This window comes from Streptococcus sp. 1032, from assembly GCF_013277015.1.
Lineage (GTDB): Bacteria > Bacillota > Bacilli > Lactobacillales > Streptococcaceae > Streptococcus.
This window is the reverse complement of the sequence record NZ_VMMD01000026.1, coordinates 149,001-169,397: the sequence shown is the minus strand read 5'-3', so window position 1 is coordinate 169,397 and position 20,397 is coordinate 149,001. Positions and strand designations below refer to the sequence as shown.

The window sequence follows — 20,397 nt, the reverse complement described above, 5'->3', positions numbered from 1 at the left end:
TACCTCTAAAATTCTGTAAAGAGTAGTTGGATTTCAGGAGTAATGGAAATCCAGTCATCACGGTGAATCAAGACACCCTTGGCTTTTTGAGAACGCAACATATCCTCCAAAGCAGATGCACCAAATTGCACACGCCCTTTTCCAAGTGATTTTCCACTTTCCTTGTCAAATACTGTCACAATATCGCCGTAAGAAAAGGCGCCTTCTGCTTCAACGATACCAGATAAGAGAAGACTCTTTCCATGTTGAGAGAGAGCTTCTGCAGCCCCTTTATCTACCCAAATAGAACCTTGACTCTGAGCATAAAAGGCCAGCCATTGTTTCTGGGTACGAAGTCCCTTCTCTTGCGCAACAAAGTAGGAACCATCCTGGGTCTCCTCAGCCGCCTCAATCATGGCATCTGACTTCAAGGAAGAGCAGATATAAACAGGAACTCCTGATTCCGTCGCGATAGTTGCAGCTTTGATTTTGGTCAACATGCCACCTGTCCCATTAGACGAACCGGCTCCACCGGCCATATCAATAATCTCACGATTGATGGTCTCGATTCGCTCCAAGCGTTTGGCTCTTGGGTCTGAATTAGGATTTCCAGTATAAAGACCGTCTACGTCTGTCAAGAGAACCAAAAGGTCTGCTTGGACCATGGCTGCTACCTGAGCACTTAGAGTATCATTGTCCCCAACCTTGAGCTCATCAATAACGACACTGTCATTCTCATTGATGATAGGAATAGCTCCACGGCTAAGTAGAACTGACAAAGCCTGATGGGCATTTTTATAACGGCGCTTGTCCACAAAATCATCCTGGGTCAGCAAGATTTGTGCAGAAACGATTTGGCGCAAGAGAAGATTGGTCGTGTATTCTTCCAACAAAAGGCCTTGCCCTACCGCTGCTGAAGCCTGTTTATCAGCAATCTTAGTCGGACGCTTTTTAAATCCTAAGGCCCCAAAACCTGCAGCAATGGCACCCGACGACACCAAAATCAATTCATGACCAGCCTCGTACAGCATAGCCAGCTGCTGGGTAATAGCCTTTACCTTACTACGTGATAAACTTCCATCCTCATTTGTCAGAGAAGAAGTCCCCACCTTAAAGACAATCCGTTTGTATTTCATAGTCTCACTCCGATTCTTCATATTTACCCATTATAACATGAATAGCAGAAAATAGAAAAGAGTTGATAGGAAAAAGAAGGTCCTAAAACCTTCTTTTTTACTACTGTTCTGATTCCGATTTATTTGTACTCGTCTCAGAGCTTTTTGAGGTTGAAGAAGTCAAATCTTGACTAGTTGAAGCGCTTGTAACACCTTCATTCTGTCTAATTTCTTTACTTTCAAGATCTTTTTTCACTACTTCTTTAGACTCTTTTATTTCTGAATGACTTGTAGTTTTAATTGTAGCAGATTTCTCGATCGGAACATCCACTAACCAGGCTCCACTTGAATCAACAGTATAGCCTTCTGGTGTCTTACCGTTCACAAGTAATTGACCATTTTCTTTCAAGAAGTACCATTTATCCTTGTCCTTGATCCAACCAACAGCTCGTGAACCGTCTGTCTTGTAGAAATACCAATCATTTGCCTTTTTAAGCCAACCTTGCTTCATAGATCCTGAATCTTCTAGATAGTAATGATGACCAGCAACTTCTATCTCGCCTGTCTTCATGATACCAGTAGAATCCATATAGTACCAGGTTTCTTTATCTTTTACCCAACCCGTTTTCATTTCCCCTGATTGAGCAAAGTAATACCATTGCCCCTTATATTGAAGCCAACCTGTCTTCATAGAGCCATCGTTTGATAAATAATAGGACTGACCTCCAGTATTTACCCAACCAATTTCCATCTGATTTTCTTTGTTGAAATAATACCAGATTCCATCAATTTTCTTCCAATTTTTAGCAGAAGCACCAGAGTCTGTCAAATAGAACCAATGATTGTTCCATTTTTTCCATTGATTCTGTAACAAGATACCCGTTTGGTTAAAGTAATACCATTCACCTTCGATTTCATTCCAACCGACAGCATACTCTCCTGTAGAATCAGGTGCTTGATACCACCAGTTCCCATATGCACTCTTATGCCAACCAGCTTGAAAACTTGGAATCGGCTTGTAGGAAGTTGAAATGTTTACTAAACCGTCTTTTCGAATATCAAAAACTGTTGCATCATAGTCTTTGCTGGCTGCGTTGATCCTCTCAATTCCTCGTTCTTTGAGCCAATTAACATACTCACTATCAACACCATTTTTCCAAGGTAGACTATCCGAAGTTTGAACAATCAAACTCGGACTCAAATGTTTAATGAAATCCTTGGTATTTGATTTGTTTGTATCATGGTGATGATTAAACTTCATCAAATCAACTTTTCCAATAAGAGGTCCATACTTATCTTCCGCTCCATGCACATTATCTAAGTCGCCCCCAAGGTAAATTTTCTTGCCATTGACTTTCACTACACTAATCAGGGAATTGGAATTGTCATCCCAAATTTTCTTTAATTCACCTGATGAATCAGTTTCATTTTCATAGTTATAGAGTTGAATATCCATGTCCCCAAACTGAAAATGAGCATCTTCCTGTGTGATGTTTTGAATAACTGAAACACCTTTTTCTGAAGCAGTCTGTAAAACCTTATCATAACCGTACAGATTATCCCATAGACGTTCAGAATTAGTAATACGACTATCACTATATTTTTTAAGATAGACTCGGTCAACTGGATAGGTAGACAGTAATTCATCAACATTTCCAATATGATCACTGTGGGTATGGGTCACCAAAATAAAATCAAGTTTTTGAACACCCAATTCCTTCAAACGACGAAAGACACGGTCTGTTAGAACATGCTTATAAGACGTTTCAATTCCTTCTCTCCATGGATAACGAGAATCACTTCCATCTGGGAAATCATAATCTTCTCCTGTATCCACCATGGCAAAATGTCCATTGCTTTCAAGAATAATCGCATCACTGCCACCTTCTTGAACATTGATAAAGTGAATTTTATTTCCTGAACTTTCTTGAGCTTGAACATTTCCATACCATGACAAACCTAAAAAAGCGCCTGCAAGTGCTAAACTAATCAATTTCTTTTTCATTATTGCTCTATTAGAATTCCTTTTTGATTAAAATAATATCTTTTTCCATCAATTTCGTTCCAACCGATAGAATAATTTCCTGTAGAATCTGGTGCTTGGTACCACCACTCGCCATTAGATTTCTGATGCCATCCCGAAACAAACGATGGTATTTTTTTATATTGTTTACTTATATCAACTATGCCATTTTGTCTAATATCAAAAACAGTTGCATCATATTCTGTACTAGCTGCATTTATTCGCTTTATCCCTAAACTATCTAACCATGCTATATATTCAGGGTTGTCTACAATAGGACTATCATAAAAACCTGGAACAGCATCACTTGTCTGCACTATGATTTCTGGAGATAGATTTAATATAAAGTTTTTTGTATTTGATTTTTCGGTATCCTTATGATGATTAAACTTCATCAAATCAACTTTTCCAATAAGAGGACCATACTTGTCTTCTGCTCCATGAACATTATCTAAGTCGCCCCCAAGGTAAATTTTCTTGCCATTGACTTTGACTACACTAATCAAGGAATTGGAATTATCGTCCCAAACAGGTTTAAGATTTCCATTCTCATCATATTCATTTTCATAATTATAGAGCTGAATATCCATGTCTCCAAACTGAAAATGAGATTCATCTGCCGATATATCTTGAATTAATTTCACCCCATTACGATTTGCAGCTTTAATCGCATTATCATATCCGTAGAGATTATCCCACAAACGATTTTTATCAGTTATACGACTATCATCATATCTTTTCATATAAATACGATCAACAGGGTATTTATCTAATATTTCATCCATATTTCCAATATGGTCACTGTGGGTATGGGTCACCAAAATAAAATCAAGTTTTCGGGCACCCAATTCCTTCAAATGACGGAATACTCTATCTGTCATTACATGCTTATAAGAAGTACCGATTCCTGGTCTCAAAGGATATTTAGGATTACTACCATCAGGAAAATCATAATCTTCTCCTACATCAATCATGGCAAAATGACCATTACTTTCCAAAATAATAGCATCACTTCCTGCAGTCAGTACATTAACAAAATGTATTTTATTACTGGAAAAGCCAAAATATTTTTCTAGCGTTAACCCATTATATATATATATATATATTATGATTAAGATTGCAGTTACCATAATTATACTGGACTTCTTTTTACACTTCATTCTTACTTCCTCAATCTCTCTAAAGTTTCCTTAAATATCTCTGGGATATCTGCTGTAAATTCCAAGGTCTCACCTGTTCTCGGATGAGTAAATCCTAGCGTCTTGGCATGGAGAAATTGGCCATGTCCTTTTAAAGTCTTACGAGGACCATAGACTTCATCACCAGCGACTGGATGGCCAATATAAGCCATGTGAACACGGATTTGATGGGTACGCCCTGTCTCCAGTTGTAACTCCACTAAGCTATAATCTCCAAAGCGTTCCAAGACGTGGAAACGGGTCACTGCAGGCTTCCCTTTAGCCGTCACAGCCTGTTTCTTACGGTCTTTTTCACTACGGCCAATCGGTGCTTCAATGACACCACGATCATTGGGTAGATTTCCATGAACAATCGCCCAATATTTGCGGAGAGACTTTTTATCCTTGAGTTCTTGGGCAAGTGCTAGATGCGCCTCATCGTTTTTAGCAATCATGAGAAGACCTGACGTATCCTTATCAATACGGTGAACGATTCCCGGACGCAAAACCCCATTGATACCAGACAAGTCCTTAATATGATACATAAGGGCATTTACCAGAGTTCCACTAGTATGACCAGCACTCGGATGCACAACCATCCCCTGAGGTTTGTTAACGATGGCCACATCCTCATCTTGGTAGATGATTTCTAGCGGAAGATCCTCAGCCACATACTCTAAGACCTCTGGTTCTGGCACATGGTAAGTGACGACATCGCCCTCTTGGACAGTGTATTTAGCTTTCTTGACTTGACCATTGACCAAGACCTGACCTGATTTGATTTGTTCATTCGCGAGACTGCGTGATAATTCTGTCAAATCCGACAAAGCCTTATCTAGACGCAGGCCACCAGTTTCAATTTTAATTTCCATTTATTTCCTCTTTTAGCATTGCAATCAATAAAATAATCACTCCAACCGTCAGATAGCTATCTGCCACATTGAAAATTGCAAAATTGATAAAGTCAAGGTGGAACATATCCACAACAAAGCCCTGACTGACTCTGTCAATAAAGTTTCCAAGACCACCTGCAATAATCAAGGTCAAACCCAAGACCATCCAGAGTGAGTCCTCCATGTGTTTATGTAGATACCAAATGGCACCTACCACGACGACCAGAGTAATGATAGCAAATAACAACTGCTGATCTTGTAACATCGAAAAGGCTGCCCCTCGATTTTGCAGGTAGGTCAAGCTAACGAAATTGGGAATCCAAGAATGCACTTCACCCAGTGGAATCTGTTGGACGATATAGGATTTAACCAACTGATCCAGCCCAATCAAAAGCAGTACAATGACTGCCACTATTCCTCTTTTTTTCATGATTTCCTCTTCTGATCAAAATATTCTTGCATGACTTCTACGAAAAGAGTTCCAGCCTGACTCAGCTCCACTTCCTCACGTTTAACATAGACCATGCGATTATCCAAATTATCCTTGAGACGAATAACTGTAATACCATTCACACTGTCACTATCCAAAAATCCAGAACCTGTCGCATAAGCGTCCGTCCGCTCCAAAATACCATTCAAGGTAGCACGGTCTGTCACATTAAACATCTGTGAACTCGCACTGGTATCAACAAAGTTCTCCGAATAATAAAGGTACTCATCTTTCTCTTGAGTGAAACGAACCGTTGGTAGATCTGCTAAATCCTCCATGACCAATTCCTCTTTCTGGGCTAAAGGATGCCCCTCTCGGAGATAAATATGGGTATGGAAGGGAATCAATTCAATGACCTCAAGACCCAGCTTTTCAACCCGTTGCATAATCCCCTTTTTATTTTGATTGTTGAGGTAGATAATCCCAATCTCACTATGCCCTTGCGCTACTTCATCTAAGATTTGAACAGTAGTCGATTCAAAAATACGGAAGTTCTTATAATCAGGATAGCGCTCTGAAAAGGCCGTAATGGTTGGTGGCAAGAAGTCATAGTGCTGACTAGCAATGGAAAATTCATCTTTTTCTTCCTCAGGGTTGGCATACTGATTTTGAAAAATATCAAATCCCTTGACCAATTCTTGCGCTTTTTCGTAAAATTCCATACCGCGACGGGTCAAGAAAGTCCCTGAGCTGGTCCGACGAAAAATCTTAAAGCCCAACTCTTTTTCCAAATCACGAACAGAAATGGACAGACTAGGCTGACTAACATACATCTTTTCAGCAGCTTCACGGAAAGTACCGCTATTCGCGATGGCCACAACATAGCGTAATTGTTGAATGTTCATCTTCTACCCCCAACTTCTTTATCTTTTCATTATACCATATTTTAGAAGTTTTCCAAAAAGGAAAAAAGCACATCCTATTCTCCTTAACTATCTTCACTATCTGCCTTTCTCAAGCCAATCTTATTTTCAAAATCAATTCAAAAAAATAACTGGATACACACCACTCCAGTATCGGAAAGAAAAACGATGACTATTTGTGAAAAAAAGAAAATGCCGGAAAGTTCCGACATTGTTTTAGTAAGCTAACTTCCTGAAAATAGGAGTAACCATACATTCCAGAAGGCAGCGATATTGATGAAAATATGAACTAGTATTGGATAGTAGAGACTTTTTGTCATGCGATACAATAGAGCTAAAATGAGACCTCCACTAGCATAAATGAAAAAAGCAAGAGGAGTTAAAGAAAAATTGGTATGAATATAACCGAAAATAATAGCAGAAAGCAAGACATCTCCGTACCAAGGTGAGTTTTTGAAAAAGGTTGTCATAAGCACACCGCGATAAATCAATTCCTCAGCAATAGGGCCGATGAAGCAAACGATGAGCAAGAAATAGGGTAATTCCTGTCGCCCCATCATTTCTATCGTTTCATTCAAAGAAATTTGATTCGAGGACGAGGGTATGAAATAAGACAAGAAGAAGTCCGACATATACGAAATGATGTAGCCCAGTAAAAGGTAGATAAAGTACCTCAACTGCCACTTGAAATGAAAAGTCTTCTTTCCTGCAAAAACTAGTAGATAGATGACCGCTAATAAAAGACCTCCACTCTCCATCCAAAGCAGAATCTGAAAAAATTCACGACTTGCTGGTAGATAAGGCTTTGCGAGGTGATTGAAAAGCCCCCAAAACCAAGTTGATTTGTAAAAAATTAAGGATAATGCTAGTAAAATCTGAATAGCTCGTTTTTTCATATTAAATTCTCTGCTTTCCTTGACTAGATTATTGAATAGAATGGTTTACTTAACTATATAACAAGTTTAGTATAGCATATATTGGTGGAATATCCTCTTCAAATCATGAATTGTTATCAAAATATCTTAAACTGTAAAATCAATTAGCCCAAAGCTTCCTATCAATTTCTTCTCCAAAATATGCTATAATAATACCAAAAGATAAAGAAGGAAGACCTATGATTAAACTACTAGCCTTGGATATGGACGGAACCCTCCTCAATGAAGCCAAGGAAATCCCACAAGCTCATATTACTGCTATTCACCAAGCTATTGAAAAAGGTGTCAAACTGGTTCTCTGTACGGGTCGCCCGCTTTTCGGTGTCCTCCCCTACTATCAAAAACTGGGGCTTGACCTCCAGAATGAGTATGTGATTGTTAACAACGGTTGTTCAACTCACCAGACAAGTGACTGGGGGCTAGTTGACTGGCAAGAACTTAGTCCAGCAGACATCGAATACCTCTATGACCTAGCTGAAAAAAGTGATGTTCAGTTGACTCTTTTTGATGAGGAACATTATTTTGTCCTCGGTGGCAAACCTAATGAAATCATTCAAAATGATGCCAAACTAGTCTTTTCAGACCTGACTGAAATTTCTCTTGAGGAAGCGACTAGTGGCAAGTTTCGTATGTTCCAAGGTATGTTTTTAGGAACAGAGAGCCAAACAGACGATTTTGAGCAACGTTTTGCTGAGGAACTCTGCCAACGATTTAGTGGAGTTCGTTCGCAGCCTGTCATTTATGAAGCTATGCCACTTGGTACGACAAAGGCTACTGCTCTTTCTCGACTAGCAGATATTTTGAAGATTGATTCCTCAGAGATTATGGCCATGGGCGATGCCAATAACGACATTGAAATGCTCCAGTTTGCCGGCCTCGGTATTGCTATGGGAAATGCTAGTGACCATGTCAAATCTCTTGCGGATGCTGTTACAGTAAGCAACGAAGAAGACGGTGTTGCGCGTGCCATTGAGAAATATATTTTATAGTAAAGAAGCCCAGTTCATATCAACTGGGTTTTGATATTTAAGAATTCCTAAAACTTTAGAAACTCTTTAGAAATGCTTGAGCTTTCTTTGATTTCTATGCTTTATACTAAAATTAACAAAATAAATCAAAAGGAGAGAAACATGAAAACAGTACTTGACATTCATGGATTGTCCAAAAACTTTGACAAACAAGCTATCCTTCAGGATCTTCATCTAACGATAAGAGAGGGAGATATCTATGGACTTATTGGGAAAAACGGAGCTGGGAAAACCACCTTGATAAAAATCATTACGCAACTACTGTTTGCGGATAAAGGAACTATTTCCCTCTTCTCTAGCCATTCGGAAAATGAATGGAGCAAGTCTCTATCTCGAGTAGGTTCAGTGATCGAATCACCTGTAGCTCATAATCATTTAACAGCTTATCAAAATCTGAAATATTACTGTATGATTCGTCATATTCCAAATGCTGATCAAGTCATTCGAGAAACCCTGAACTATGTAGGTTTGCCAGATACAGGTAAAAAAGTCTTTCGTGATTTCTCGCTAGGAATGAAACAAAGACTTGGTATCGCCATTGCCCTCCTATCTAAACCAGACTTCCTGATTTTAGATGAACCTATCAATGGTCTCGACCCAATCGGTATCAAAGAATTTCGACTCATGATTCAACGCCTCAATCAAGAAAAAGGAATCACCATTCTCATCTCTAGCCATATCTTGTCAGAACTCTATCTCCTAGCTAATCGCTTTGGTATTTTAGATCAAGGCAAGGTTATCCGTGAAATCAGCAAAGCTGAATTTGAAACACTAAGTGAGGATTATATTGTCCTTAAGACAGCTGATCAAGAGAAAGCTTGTCAAGTATTGAAAGAACAAATCCAGCTCCAGTTCAAGGTTGTTAATCCAGAAAATGAAATCCATATCTTTGGTCAGGAACAAGATGTCAAACAGATTCTCAAAGAATTAACCTTGGCAGATGTTGACATTGACGAGATTTACTATGCCCGTCAAAACCTAGAAGAATACTTCACTCAATTGGTCCAATAGGAGAAAAATCATGATACATACCATTCAAGCAGACTTTTACCGTCTTTTCCGTTCCAAAGGTTTTTGGATTACAGAATTCATTCTCTTTATACTCATGTTAATGGGGGCTATTTTTGGGGCTACTGGCCATCTGATGGCAATCCAGACACAAGAGCCAGAAATTCCAACCCATGGCTGGGACGGTGTACAAGCCCTGATTAACGCATCTAGTCAAGGTTCAAACCTCGTTTTTCTCTGCATAGTTCTAGCCTGCCTCGTTCTTGGAGTTGATTTAATCGGCAAACTCTATAAAAATAATTTAACAGTGGGTGTTTCTCGTACCGAGTTTTTCCTTGCAAAAGCCTTTGTATTGACTTGTATTGCACTCTTGCAAGTTATCATCAGCCTTGTGATTGCCTTTATTCCAGCAACTATCTTAAATGGATTTGGCACTATGCCTGATGGCTTTATTGGCAATCTACTGATAACCATTTCCCTTCAATTCCTTTGCCTCCTTGCTTGGCTTTCCATTGTTTCCTTCATCCTCTATGTTAGTCATTCTTATCTTGCAGTATTTATTGGCTATTTGGTCAGCTCTATCTTACTTTCTATGCCAATGCTCATCTTCCCAAGTATCAAAATTTTGCCATATTTATCATTGCAGTTTTTCTATGCTATGACTGCTAATAGTGAATCCATTTTCTATACCCTTATAGTTAGCTTAGCTGTTATTGTAATCTTTAATCTAAGTGGACTGGCAGTTTTCAAAAAGAAAAGTCTATAAAAAATGACCTCCTCTAGCCTACAGAGGAGGTTTCTTTTCGTTAAAAGTAAATGAAAACCGACAACCACTGTCCATCTGTGCTTAGTTTCATCTCTGCACCGAGAAGATGACATAATTCCTCAGTGATATAAAGGCCTAAACCAGAGGATTCTTCCGTATCAGATAGATTTTCAGAATAAAAACGGTTGCTGAGATTTTCTATTTTTTTGATGGGTTGTTTGACAAGGTTTGCAATCTCTAAGACAAGCTGTTCCTTTTCCTTTCTCAAAGATAGACGTGCTTCTTCCTTGCCATGTTTGAGGACATTTCCAAGCAGATTTTGTAAAATTCGATCCAGCAAGTCTTCATCAGTCCTCATTTTTAAATCATCTTCAACCTTAAAATCAAGCGTGATATTTGCCGCCTGAAAAACATCATAATAAGCCAGAGTTTTTTTGGTGATAAAAGCTGAAAAATCCACTTCTTGCAGTTTCGGTTTGACAGCTCCTTCCATCAAACGACGGTATTCTAGGAGAGCCTCCAAACGTTTGGAAACTAAATCAAGATGCTGGGCTATTTTTTGTAAGGTTTCTGCTTGGTTTTCAGGAGACTTTATCAATTGTTGGGTGTAACCTGAAGCGATAGTCAAAGGGGTTCGAATATCATGAGCGATATTGCTGATGGCCATATCCAGAGTCTGTTTTTCCCTTTTCATAACCAACCGAGATTGTTCCACTTCTTGAAATAGATTTTCAATTTGCTGGTAGAGTTGTAAAAAATGTTTGGAAAAAATGTTGACTCCGACTCTTTTCATACTACCCGTGAGAATCTTGTCTTCAATCTGTTGACTCAAGTTTTTAAGTGCTAGATGGTAGCGAATCAATGCAATCGATAAAATAATTAAGAGTACCAGTAGGATAAAGATTATCATGTAAGTCATTGCTTGTCTCCTTTTAATCTTACCCCAACTCCCCAGATGGTTTCAATATATTCTTGATTTGGGTCAAGCTGGTTTAATTTTTTACGAAGATTACTCAAATGCGTATTGAGGGTATTATCTCCAGGTAGATAGCTATCCTCCCAGACCAATTCATAAAGTTCTTCCTTGGTAAATATTTTCTTAGGGTGTTTGAGGAGAGTTTGGAGAATCAAGCATTCTTTCTTGGCAAGGCGAATCGTTTCCTGACTATTTTTGATTTCAAAACTTTCTGCATCAAACTGGATATTTTTCAAGTTTTGTGGCAGATTTTCAGTTTTTTCTATTTCCATAGGCTGTTTTTCTATGCTTTGACGTAATTGAACAGTAACTCTGGCAAAGACTTCATCCAAATCAAAAGGTTTGACTATGTAATCATTTGCACCGTCTAAGAGGTATTGACTGATTAACTTCTTATCGCTCAAAGCCGTTAGCATAATGACTGGAATTTGACTTTGTTCTCTGATGGCTTTTAAAACCTGATCCCCATTTTTCCCAGGAAGCATGATATCTAGCAAAACGAGGTCAATCCCACCTTGGTCAAAACGCATGATTCCTTCTGTACCGGAAAAGGCTTGAATCACCTCATGCTCCTCAGTAAGAAGTGTTCGTAAAATCTCTTGAATGTCACTATTGTCTTCAATAACCAATATCCTAGCCATAAATACCAACCTTTCTGCAACTATTATAGCATGTTTTATTGATAAAGCTTAAACAGAAAAGCTCCTCGCATAAAAGCGCGAGAAAGCCTTAGAGGATTAAAATATAAAATCCACTTGCTAGATGACCTAGTATCTTATAGTTGCTAATAAGAAGTTAGTCTAGCAGAATGAATCTCTCATTTCTCCCCTACTAGTCCGTAATCCGTTGATACATTTCAGGTCTTCTATCTCGAAACAAGCCCCAGTTTAGGCGTTCGCTTGCTCCCTTGTCTAGGTCATAAGTTGCTAACAGAACAGCTTCTTCTTGTCTTTCAGCTCGTTCTAGAATAGCTCCTGTTTCATCCGTCATAAAGGATGAACCGTAGAAGTCAAGACTGGAACTCTGTCCGCCATTTTCCTCACTAGGCGTGACCTCTTCCAAGCCATAGCGATTGGCTGCAATAACTGGAACAATATTAGCTGCTGCGTGCCCTTGCATGGTACGTTGCCAATGACCACAACTATCTGTATCCAAAATCGGCTCTGAACCGATGGCTGTAGGATAAAAGAGCAATTCAGCCCCATTCAATGCAAGACAACGGGCTGTTTCAGGGAACCATTGATCCCAACAAATACCGATCCCAATCTTAGCATAGCGAGTATCCCAGACCTTGAAACCTGTATTGCCAGGCGTGAAATAGAATTTTTCTTGATAGTAATGGTCATCTGGTATGTGGGTCTTTCGATAAACGCCCAGCACTTCCCCATCTGCATCAATGACGGCAATAGAGTTATACAAGACATTGCCATCTTTTTCATAGAAACTGATTGGCAAAACGACCTTTAGCTCCTTTGCAATGGTTTTAAAATGCTGAATGGCAGTATTTTCTGTCACCGACTGGGCATGCTGATAGTAGTCATACTGGCGTTCCTGACAGAAATAGGGACGTTCAAACAACTCGGGTAAAAGAATAATTTGTGCGCCTTGTTCTGCAGCCTGACGTACTAAACGCTCCGCTGTTTGGATATTTGTTGCCACATCCTTGGCGCATTGCATCTGAATGGCTGCAACTCTTACATTTCTCATCTTTTTCTCCTATTCTGGGATTTGTTGGGTGATACAGTGGATATTGCCACCACCTAAGAGAATATCTCTGGCTGGAATTCCGACAACTTTACGGTCTGGGAAACACTCACTGAGAATATCTAAGGCTACTTGATCGTTTTTATCTTGAAATTGGGGAACCAAGACTGCCTTGTTAGCAATATAGAAATTGACATAGGAAGCAGCAAGCCTTTCACCTGCGTATCGCTCTTCTTCTCCTTCTTCATAGATGTAGCCTGGCAAATCCTCTTCTGTCACAACTTGACGAACTGCAGGGATAGGCAATTTATGAATGATAAACTTCCGTCCTTTTGCATCTGTTTCCTTTTCTAAAAGCGCTAAATCAGCTGATGACATGGCATATTGAGGATCGCTTTTGTCGTCTGTCCAAGCCAAGACAAGCTCTGCAGGACCAACGAAGGCAGCAACATTGTCAACGTGTTCATTGGTTTCGTCCTGATAAATACCATAAGGAAGCCAGATAACTTTTTCAGCACCAAGGCTCTCTAATAAGGTACTCTCGATTTCCTCTTTAGTCAGGTGAGGATTGCGTCCAGGGCTTAGAAGGCAACTTTCAGTCACAAGAATGGTTCCTTGACCATCGCTATGGATTGCGCCGCCTTCCAGTACAAAAGGTTTGGCATCGTAAACAGGCATTTCCAAGGCCTCAGCAAAACGACTAGCTACTTGGTCATCATCTTCATAGTCTTGGTAGAGACCATCTACAGCTCCACCCCAAGCATTGAAAGACCAGTCTACTGCCAACTTTTCTCTTTTATCATTAAGGAGAATGGTCGGACCTGTATCACGCGCCCAGGCATCATTGGTGGGAATGTCTAAATAAACAACGCTATCTCCAAGATAAGATTGGGCTTCAGATAGATAGGCCTGCTCTACCAAAAGATAGACTCTTTCCCCTTCTGCTATGGTCTTAATAATCTGGCTAAATGCTGCTTTAGCAGCTTTTCCTTGAAAGGGCCATGAACCTGGTCGAGTCGGCCATATCATGAGGGTACCATGATGTGGTTCGTACTCTGCTGGCATACGATAGCCTAATTTTTTGGGACTGTCCATCATGATAATCTCCCTTTAAAATCTTGATAGCCAAAGGCTTTGACTAAGCTACAGTCACCCTGATCGTCCATGAGATAGAGACTTGGTAATCCAATACCGTTAAAGGTATTATTTTTAACAAATGAGTAAATAGCCATATCTTCAAAATAAAGTCTATCACCGATTTGGACTGGATTTTCAAAGCTATAATCACCAATCACATCGCCCGTCAGACAGGTATTAGAAGAAAGTCTGTAGGTATGGGCTTTTTCCTGTGCCTCAAAGCCATTTCTCAAAGGTGGACGATAGGGCATCTCAAGTACGTCAGGCATATGGCAGGTCGCAGAGGCATCTAAAACCAAGATTTCCATACCGTTTTCTACAATATCCAATACTTCAGTTGCTAGATAACCTGCATTGAGCGCAATAGCTTCACCAGGCTCGATATAGATTTCAATATTGTAAGTTTCTCGGATACGCTTGATTTCTGAAATCAGCAAATCCACATCGTAACCTTCTCTTGTGATGTGGTGTCCGCCCCCCATATTGAGCCATTTGACCTCATGTAAGTAAGGACCAAACTGCGCTTCTACTGCTTTCAAAGTTGTTTGTAAATCATCTGCTCCCTGCTCGCAAAGGGTATGAAAATGAAGTCCGTCCACCAAATCTAGTAAATCACTCGGAATCTTGTCTAGAGTAACTCCGAAACGGGATCCAGGGGCGCAAGGATCATAGAGCGCATGATCTCCTTGAGTTGAACACTGAGGGTTAAGTCGCAAACCCACGCTTACACCAGCATCCCGACAACGGGCCCCATGTTTACGCAACTGTCTCTCCGAGTTGAAGACGATATGGTCTGTTATCTCCAGCAATTCCTCCAAGTCTGCATCCTTAAAAGCCGGAGCAAAAACATGGACTTCCCCCGGAAACTCTTCTCTAGCGAGCTTAGCTTCATAGAGTCCACTGGCTGTCGTACCAGATAGATACTGGCTAATCAAGGGATAGGTTTTGTAGAGGGAATAAGCCTTCTGGGCAAGCAAAATCTTGCAACCAGCTTCTTCTTGTACATATTGTAAAATGCGGCAGTTAGCTTCTAACTTTGTCAAGTCAATGACGTAAGCTGGTGTTGGTACTTGTTCTAACTTCATCAGTCCACCATTTGTGGATTTTCAACCACAACCCATGGCAAACCATACTCATTCAAAGCTTCCATGAATGGATCTGGATCCAACTCTTCAAGGTTGTAAACTCCAGCTTGTTTCCAAGTACCATTCATAACTAATTTTGTCCCAATCATGGCTGGAACGCCTGTCGTGTAAGAAATAGCTTGTGACCCGACTTCTGCATAGCACTCTTGATGGTCGCAAACATTGTAGATGTAGATGGTCTTTTCAACGCCATCTTTAATACCTGTAAAGATACATCCGATATTAGTTTTACCAACTGTGCGTGGGCCAAGGCTAGCAGGATCAGGTAGCAAGGCTTTTAAGAATTGGATTGGTACGATTTCTTGTCCGTTGAAGTTAATAGCATCTGTACGAAGGAGACCAACATTTTCAAGACATTTCATATGAGTCAAGTAAGATTGACCAAAGGTCATAAAGAAACGAATACGTTTGACACTTGGAATGTTCTTAGCCAATGATTCGATTTCTTCGTGGTGAAGGAGATACATGTCTTTTTGTCCAACTTGAGGGAAATCGTACTCACGCTTGATAGACATGGCTTCCACTTCGACCCATTCCCCATCTTCCCAGTAAGAACCTGGCGCAGAAACCTCGCGGAGATTGATTTCTGGGTTAAAGTTTGTCGCAAATGGATAACCGTGGTCACCACCATTACAGTCTAAAATGTCGATATAATGGATTTCATCAAAATAGTGTTTAAGGGCATAAGCTGAGAAAACACTGGTCACACCTGGGTCAAAACCAGAACCAAGTAGAGCGGTCAAGCCAGCTTCTTTAAATTTTTCCTGATAAGCCCATTGCCATGAGTAGTCAAAGTAGGCTGTAAAACCAAGTTCCTTACAACGTTTCTCATAAATAGCACGCCATTCAGGGTCTTCTGTATCTTCTGCTTCGTAGTTGGCTGTATCGATATAGTGAACACCTGTCGCCAAACAAGCGTCCATAATGGTTAAATCTTGATATGGTAAAGCTACGTTCAAAACAGCTTCTGGTTTGTAGCTTTCGATCAAGGCAATGACTTCTTCGACATTATCTGCATCAAGAGCAGCTGTCTCAATCTTTGTACTTGTTTTGCCTTCTAGCTTCGCTTTCAAGTCATCACATTTTGACTTAGTACGGCTAGCAATCATAATTTCTGTAAAGGTTTCGCTATCTTGACAAATCTTTGAAATAGCAACTTGGGCAACGCCCCCACATCCAATAACTAGTAAACGACTCATTTTTTTCCTTCCTCTTCTTCTAAAATGTCCTCAACATACTTGGGCAACATAAAGGCTCCTACGTGTAAGTTTGCAGTGTAATATTCTGTGAAAAGCTGGCGTTTTTTCCAGCCTTCCTTGTCAAAATCTTTGACAGGGTGGTATTTTTTCGATGCAAATCCAAACAACCAATAGCCAGCTGGGCTAGTTGGAATATGGGCCTGATAAACCCGACTGATTGGAAAGGCTTGATTGACCTTGCGGTGCATGCTTCGGCAAGCTGACTCATCCTCGTCAAAGAAGGGACTCCCATGCTGGTATATCATGATACCGTCTTCTTTCAAGGCTCTATAACTGTTACCGTAAAATTCCTTGGTAAAGAGCCCTTCCGTATGGCCAAACGGATCTGTCGCATCGTTGATGATAATATCGTAGTCATCTTCACAGTTTCGCAAAAAGCGTAGCCCATTTTGGTAGTAAATGGTAACACGAGGATCATCTAGCCCTGAAGCAAAATCTGGAAAATACTCACGACAAACCTCTACCAACATTTCATCAGGTTCTACAATATCGATTTGTTCCAGCTCAGGATAGAGTGTTAATACTTGGGCAACACCACCGTCGCCACCCCCTATTACCAAAACTTTCTTGGGATTGGGATGCACAGCCATGGGGACGTGAACCGTCATTTCGTTGTAGACAAAATCATCCGCATCTGAAAACAAGACATGCCCATTTAAAATCAGTATTTTCCCAAAAGCTGGGGTATCCAAGACTTCAATATCCTGCCATTCACTTTTACCAGCGTAGAGTTGCTTGGCTGTTCTCAGGGACAATTTCACATCTGGAGTATGAACTTCAGAAAACCATAAATCCATCTAGATCTCCTTTCTCTTAATGACGTTGATGTGATTGACCTCTGGATCTTCCGTCCCTTGGAGGGAGCAACCACGTTCCTTGGCAAATTGGATATAGTCTACAATTTCACGTGTAATGCGTTCCCCAGGAGCCAAGATAGGAATACCTGGAGGATAGCACATGACAAATTCCCCACAGACCTGTCCAACAGATTCATCCAAGGTCAAACTTCTTCTCTCTGAATAGAAGGCTTCCTGAGGAGATAACACCAACTCGGGCTGGATATATTCTCCTGCTATCAAGTCCTTCCCATCTCGTGAATAGAGTCTCTTGATATCAGCCAAAGCACCGACCAAGCGCTCGATGTCTTGGATGCGGTCACCAATCGAAATATAGGCCAATATATTGCCAATATCACCAAATTCAATTTGAATATCGTATTCGTCTCGTAGGAGGTCATAAACCTCGATACCTGTTAAGCCAATACCCTGAGTGTAAACTGACAGCTTGGTCACGTCAAAATCACAGACCGACACTCCGTCTATTAACTCTTTTGAATAGGCATAGTAGCCACCGATGGCATTGATTTCACGACGAGCATACTCTGATAACTCAATGACCTTCTCAAACGACTCTTTACCACGAAGGGCCAAGTTGCGACGTGAAATATCCAAACTAGCCATCAACAAGTAAGAGGCGGATGTTGACTGGGTCAGGTTGATGATCTGACGAACGTACTCAGGGTTCATCTGCTCCCCGATTAAAAGAAGCGAACTTTGGGTCAAACTCCCACCAGACTTATGCATGGAGACTGCTGCCATATCAGCCCCTGCGTCCATAGCAGATAGAGGTAATTTATCAGTAAAATGCAAGTGCGCTCCGTGGGCCTCATCTACCAAAACCATCATACCAGCTTCATGAGCCATTTTTGTCAATCCCCTTAGGTCTGAACAGATTCCGTAGTAAGTAGGATTGTTAATCAAAATGGCCTTGGCATCTGGATGGTCCTTTATGGCCTGGGCTACTCGGTCGTTTTCAAGACCTAAAGCGATACCAATCTTAGAGTTCACACTCATCTCGATATAGATGGGAATAGCACCACATAGAACCAGCGCATTGATAGCAGATTTATGGACATTACGTGGCAAAATAATCTTATCTCCAGCCTTGCAGGTAGAAAGAATCATAGTCTGCACCGATGAAGTTGTTCCCCCAATCATGAGAAAGGCATGGGCTGCTCCAAAAGCATCAGCTGCCAGCTCCTCTGCATCCCGAATAATCGAAATGGGATGGCCTAAATTATCCAAGGGTTTCATCGAATTGACATCAATGCCTACACATTTTTCTCCTAAGAGTTCGACAAGTTCTGGATTTCCTCGTCCACGCTTGTGACCTGGAACATCAAAGGGAACAATCCGTTTCTTGCGTAACTTCACCAAGGCCTCATAAATTGGGGCTTGATTTTGATCTAACTTCTTCAAGACTTACTCCTTTACCGTATTTTTAGTGCCTCAAGAAGATAAAGGCGACTAAAGGTTGACTCATGAAAAAAGAGCAGGTTTTCACCTGCTCTGCAATCTTCTGACGTTTTTATGTTTGTTTCTGTTGAGTATGTCTGTTCCCGATGTTTCCTAACTCTCTAGTAGCAAATATTACGTACTTTATTGATCGTTTCACAAGATGACGTGTGCTTTCACCACACTAAAAATTTATGAATTAGGACAAACGTCCTAACATCAACTTATAAAAGTAGGCTTTTAACCCTATCAATAATGTGGTTTTTCAACCACGCTTCGGCATTCAACCCTGCCTGTCCGTAGGCATTTTTTACTCGGGTTTATATTTGCTAGAAAACATCATCTCATTTTCTAAGCTCCATTACTATATCATGTTTTTAAGAACTTGTAAAGCGTTTTACGAAAAAAATATAAAAAAGTTCGCAAAATAGTTGGATTTTATTTGATTTAATACTAATTATTCTCTTGTAAACGATTATAAAGTGAACAAAATGTTTATCGTATTTAATTTAAAATTTTTTATGCTATTCTATACTCTTTACCTTCGGTATTTGACCTATTAGAGAAGATGTCGACATCTTTATATCATTAAAATCGTGCAACTTTTTTCAGATACTTTTAAAAGATTGATTTCCCTATATTTTTCCTTTATACTGGATAACAAGGAGAATAGTATGTCAGAAACAAATCACGAAATCGATTCAAATTTTGCAGGTCGTTTAAATATCCTACGAGCGGGTGTTCTTGGTGCCAATGATGGTATTATTTCCATTGCTGGTGTGGTTATCGGGGTTGCTAGTGCTACCAGCAATATCTGGATTATCTTTTTATCTGGTTTTGCGGCTATCTTAGCTGGTGCCTTTTCAATGGCTGGTGGAGAATATGTATCCGTTTCAACTCAAAAAGATACCGAGGAAGCGGCCGTTGCGCGTGAGCAAGTCTTGCTAGACCAAGATATAGAGTTAGCTAAAAAATCTCTCTATGCGGCCTATATTCAAAATGGTGAGTGTGAAACATCAGCCCAACTCCTCACCAACAAAGCCTTTTTAAATAATCCGCTCAAGGCTTTGGTAGAGGAAAAATATGGGATTGAGTATGAAGAGTTTACAAATCCTTGGCATGCTGCCATCTCTAGCTTTATTTCTTTTTTCCTTGGTAGCTTACCTCCAATGCTGTCAGTGACCATTTTCCCAAGTGAATACCGCATCCCTGCTACTGTCCTTATCGTCGGTGTGGCCCTTCTTCTCACTGGTTACACTAGTGCCAGACTTGGAAAAGCACCAACCAAAACAGCTATGATTCGGAACCTAGCTATTGGCCTCTTGACCATGGGAGTTACCTTTCTGCTAGGACAACTTTTCAGCATTTAATACTCTTCGAAAATCTCTTCAAACCACGTCAACTTCGCCTTGCCGTAGATATGTTACTGACTTCGTCAGTTCTATCTGCAACCTCAAAACGGTGTTTTGAGCTGACTTCGTCAGTTCTATCTGCAACCTCAAAACGGTGTTTTGAGCTGACTTCGTCAGTTCTATCTGCAACCTCAAAGCAGTGCTTTGAGCAACCTGCGGCTAGCTTCCTAGTTTGCTTTTTGATTTTCATTG

General features: G+C 40.3%; 20 protein-coding genes and 1 pseudogene. 5 read left to right on the top strand and 16 right to left on the bottom strand.

What is annotated here, in order from left to right; translation table 11 throughout:
• Positions 1 to 5: 5 nt before the first annotated feature.
• The 6 genes and pseudogenes from proB to HT711_RS09680 form a co-directional block, all read right to left on the bottom strand.
• The gene (gene proB / locus HT711_RS09705; protein ID WP_240149004.1) at positions 6 to 1,115 is read right to left on the bottom strand and encodes a glutamate 5-kinase; all 1,110 of its coding nucleotides are present in this window, start codon (positions 1,113 to 1,115) and stop codon (positions 6 to 8) included.
• Between the two features lie 100 nt (positions 1,116 to 1,215).
• Entirely contained in the window at positions 1,216 to 3,099 is a 1,884-nt protein-coding gene (gene cbpE / locus HT711_RS09700; protein ID WP_173233905.1) for a phosphorylcholine esterase CbpE, read from the bottom strand.
• A 5-nt stretch (positions 3,100 to 3,104) separates the two neighbouring features.
• A pseudogene (locus HT711_RS09695) lies at positions 3,105 to 4,277 on the bottom strand (MBL fold metallo-hydrolase); the annotation flags it as partial.
• 2 nt (positions 4,278 to 4,279) lie between these two features.
• Positions 4,280 to 5,167, bottom strand: coding sequence for an RluA family pseudouridine synthase (locus tag HT711_RS09690; RefSeq protein WP_173233903.1), 888 nt, complete (start codon positions 5,165 to 5,167; stop codon positions 4,280 to 4,282).
• Positions 5,157 to 5,618, bottom strand: coding sequence for a signal peptidase II (gene lspA, locus HT711_RS09685; RefSeq protein ID WP_173233900.1), 462 nt, complete (start codon positions 5,616 to 5,618; stop codon positions 5,157 to 5,159). Before lspA ends, HT711_RS09690 begins: the two co-directional genes overlap by 11 nt.
• The gene (locus HT711_RS09680) at positions 5,615 to 6,523 is read right to left on the bottom strand and encodes a LysR family transcriptional regulator (protein WP_001025693.1); all 909 of its coding nucleotides are present in this window, start codon (positions 6,521 to 6,523) and stop codon (positions 5,615 to 5,617) included. The genes lspA and HT711_RS09680 overlap by 4 nt, the downstream gene beginning before the upstream one ends.
• Between HT711_RS09680 and HT711_RS09675 the strand changes: the two genes are divergently transcribed.
• Positions 6,516 to 6,713: an AraC family transcriptional regulator gene (locus HT711_RS09675; protein WP_173233898.1), complete on the top strand. Its 198-nt coding sequence runs from the start codon at positions 6,516 to 6,518 to the stop codon at positions 6,711 to 6,713. The genes HT711_RS09680 and HT711_RS09675 overlap by 8 nt on opposite strands.
• Positions 6,714 to 6,765: 52 nt before the next feature.
• On the opposite strand, the gene HT711_RS09670 is transcribed toward HT711_RS09675, so the two are convergent.
• Positions 6,766 to 7,437, bottom strand: coding sequence for a CPBP family intramembrane glutamic endopeptidase (locus tag HT711_RS09670; RefSeq protein WP_173233896.1), 672 nt, complete (start codon positions 7,435 to 7,437; stop codon positions 6,766 to 6,768).
• A 218-nt stretch (positions 7,438 to 7,655) separates the two neighbouring features.
• Here HT711_RS09670 and HT711_RS09665 point away from each other — a divergent pair, with 218 nt between their 5' ends.
• The 3 genes from HT711_RS09665 (at position 7,656) to HT711_RS09655 (ending at position 10,278) form a co-directional block, all read left to right on the top strand.
• Positions 7,656 to 8,465, top strand: coding sequence for a Cof-type HAD-IIB family hydrolase (locus tag HT711_RS09665; protein WP_173233893.1), 810 nt, complete (start codon positions 7,656 to 7,658; stop codon positions 8,463 to 8,465).
• A gap of 141 nt (positions 8,466 to 8,606) precedes the next feature.
• Positions 8,607 to 9,515, top strand: a complete 909-nt coding sequence (locus tag HT711_RS09660; RefSeq protein ID WP_173233891.1) for an ABC transporter ATP-binding protein — start codon at positions 8,607 to 8,609, stop codon at positions 9,513 to 9,515.
• Between the two features lie 10 nt (positions 9,516 to 9,525).
• Positions 9,526 to 10,278 carry an ABC transporter permease gene (locus HT711_RS09655; RefSeq protein WP_000581958.1) on the top strand — a complete coding sequence of 251 codons (753 nt, stop codon included), beginning with the start codon at positions 9,526 to 9,528 and terminating at the stop codon, positions 10,276 to 10,278.
• A gap of 40 nt (positions 10,279 to 10,318) precedes the next feature.
• Here the strand turns inward: HT711_RS09655 and HT711_RS09650 are convergent, their stop codons facing one another.
• The 8 genes from HT711_RS09650 to HT711_RS09615 all read right to left on the bottom strand — a co-directional run bounded on the left by HT711_RS09650 (position 10,319) and on the right by HT711_RS09615 (position 18,757).
• Positions 10,319 to 11,197: a HAMP domain-containing sensor histidine kinase gene (locus tag HT711_RS09650; protein WP_173233889.1), complete on the bottom strand. Its 879-nt coding sequence runs from the start codon at positions 11,195 to 11,197 to the stop codon at positions 10,319 to 10,321.
• The gene (locus tag HT711_RS09645; protein WP_173233887.1) at positions 11,194 to 11,895 is read right to left on the bottom strand and encodes a response regulator transcription factor; all 702 of its coding nucleotides are present in this window, start codon (positions 11,893 to 11,895) and stop codon (positions 11,194 to 11,196) included. Before HT711_RS09645 ends, HT711_RS09650 begins: the two co-directional genes overlap by 4 nt.
• Positions 11,896 to 12,085: 190 nt before the next feature.
• Positions 12,086 to 12,961 carry an N-carbamoylputrescine amidase gene (gene aguB, locus HT711_RS09640; RefSeq protein WP_173233885.1) on the bottom strand — a complete coding sequence of 292 codons (876 nt, stop codon included), beginning with the start codon at positions 12,959 to 12,961 and terminating at the stop codon, positions 12,086 to 12,088.
• 9 nt (positions 12,962 to 12,970) lie between these two features.
• Positions 12,971 to 14,056: an agmatine deiminase gene (aguA, locus tag HT711_RS09635; protein WP_173233883.1), complete on the bottom strand. Its 1,086-nt coding sequence runs from the start codon at positions 14,054 to 14,056 to the stop codon at positions 12,971 to 12,973.
• The gene (gene nspC / locus HT711_RS09630) at positions 14,053 to 15,180 is read right to left on the bottom strand and encodes a carboxynorspermidine decarboxylase (protein WP_173233881.1); all 1,128 of its coding nucleotides are present in this window, start codon (positions 15,178 to 15,180) and stop codon (positions 14,053 to 14,055) included. The genes aguA and nspC overlap by 4 nt, the downstream gene beginning before the upstream one ends.
• Positions 15,180 to 16,439, bottom strand: a complete 1,260-nt coding sequence (locus HT711_RS09625; protein WP_173233879.1) for a saccharopine dehydrogenase family protein — start codon at positions 16,437 to 16,439, stop codon at positions 15,180 to 15,182. Before HT711_RS09625 ends, nspC begins: the two co-directional genes overlap by 1 nt.
• On the bottom strand, positions 16,436 to 17,296 hold the full coding sequence (gene speE / locus HT711_RS09620; protein ID WP_000366729.1) for a polyamine aminopropyltransferase: 861 nt from the start codon (positions 17,294 to 17,296) through the stop codon (positions 16,436 to 16,438). The genes HT711_RS09625 and speE overlap by 4 nt, the downstream gene beginning before the upstream one ends.
• The gene (locus tag HT711_RS09615; protein WP_173250086.1) at positions 17,297 to 18,757 is read right to left on the bottom strand and encodes an aminotransferase class I/II-fold pyridoxal phosphate-dependent enzyme; all 1,461 of its coding nucleotides are present in this window, start codon (positions 18,755 to 18,757) and stop codon (positions 17,297 to 17,299) included. It lies immediately after the preceding gene.
• 710 nt (positions 18,758 to 19,467) lie between these two features.
• On the opposite strand from HT711_RS09615, the gene HT711_RS09610 reads away from it, so the two are divergent.
• On the top strand, positions 19,468 to 20,163 hold the full coding sequence (locus HT711_RS09610; RefSeq protein ID WP_173233877.1) for a VIT family protein: 696 nt from the start codon (positions 19,468 to 19,470) through the stop codon (positions 20,161 to 20,163).
• A gap of 28 nt (positions 20,164 to 20,191) precedes the next feature.
• Here HT711_RS09610 and HT711_RS11360 read toward each other — a convergent pair whose 3' ends face one another.
• Positions 20,192 to 20,395 carry a hypothetical protein gene (locus HT711_RS11360; RefSeq protein WP_240149003.1) on the bottom strand — a complete coding sequence of 68 codons (204 nt, stop codon included), beginning with the start codon at positions 20,393 to 20,395 and terminating at the stop codon, positions 20,192 to 20,194.
• Between the last annotated feature and the right edge of the window lie 2 nt (positions 20,396 to 20,397).

Coding starts and splice junctions, on each gene's coding strand:
- proB (WP_240149004.1), bottom strand. CDS start 1,115: ATGAAATACAAACGGATTGTCTTTAAGGTGGGGACTTCTTCTCTGACA.
- cbpE (WP_173233905.1), bottom strand. CDS start 3,099: ATGAAAAAGAAATTGATTAGTTTAGCACTTGCAGGCGCTTTTTTAGGT.
- HT711_RS09690 (WP_173233903.1), bottom strand. CDS start 5,167: ATGGAAATTAAAATTGAAACTGGTGGCCTGCGTCTAGATAAGGCTTTG.
- lspA (WP_173233900.1), bottom strand. CDS start 5,618: ATGAAAAAAAGAGGAATAGTGGCAGTCATTGTACTGCTTTTGATTGGG.
- HT711_RS09675 (WP_173233898.1), top strand. CDS start 6,516: ATGTTCATCTTCTACCCCCAACTTCTTTATCTTTTCATTATACCATAT.
- HT711_RS09680 (WP_001025693.1), bottom strand. CDS start 6,523: ATGAACATTCAACAATTACGCTATGTTGTGGCCATCGCGAATAGCGGT.
- HT711_RS09670 (WP_173233896.1), bottom strand. CDS start 7,437: ATGAAAAAACGAGCTATTCAGATTTTACTAGCATTATCCTTAATTTTT.
- HT711_RS09665 (WP_173233893.1), top strand. CDS start 7,656: ATGATTAAACTACTAGCCTTGGATATGGACGGAACCCTCCTCAATGAA.
- HT711_RS09660 (WP_173233891.1), top strand. CDS start 8,607: ATGAAAACAGTACTTGACATTCATGGATTGTCCAAAAACTTTGACAAA.
- HT711_RS09655 (WP_000581958.1), top strand. CDS start 9,526: ATGATACATACCATTCAAGCAGACTTTTACCGTCTTTTCCGTTCCAAA.
- HT711_RS09650 (WP_173233889.1), bottom strand. CDS start 11,197: ATGACTTACATGATAATCTTTATCCTACTGGTACTCTTAATTATTTTA.
- HT711_RS09645 (WP_173233887.1), bottom strand. CDS start 11,895: ATGGCTAGGATATTGGTTATTGAAGACAATAGTGACATTCAAGAGATT.
- aguB (WP_173233885.1), bottom strand. CDS start 12,961: ATGAGAAATGTAAGAGTTGCAGCCATTCAGATGCAATGCGCCAAGGAT.
- aguA (WP_173233883.1), bottom strand. CDS start 14,056: ATGATGGACAGTCCCAAAAAATTAGGCTATCGTATGCCAGCAGAGTAC.
- nspC (WP_173233881.1), bottom strand. CDS start 15,180: ATGAAGTTAGAACAAGTACCAACACCAGCTTACGTCATTGACTTGACA.
- HT711_RS09625 (WP_173233879.1), bottom strand. CDS start 16,439: ATGAGTCGTTTACTAGTTATTGGATGTGGGGGCGTTGCCCAAGTTGCT.
- speE (WP_000366729.1), bottom strand. CDS start 17,296: ATGGATTTATGGTTTTCTGAAGTTCATACTCCAGATGTGAAATTGTCC.
- HT711_RS09610 (WP_173233877.1), top strand. CDS start 19,468: ATGTCAGAAACAAATCACGAAATCGATTCAAATTTTGCAGGTCGTTTA.
- HT711_RS11360 (WP_240149003.1), bottom strand. CDS start 20,395: ATGAAAATCAAAAAGCAAACTAGGAAGCTAGCCGCAGGTTGCTCAAAG.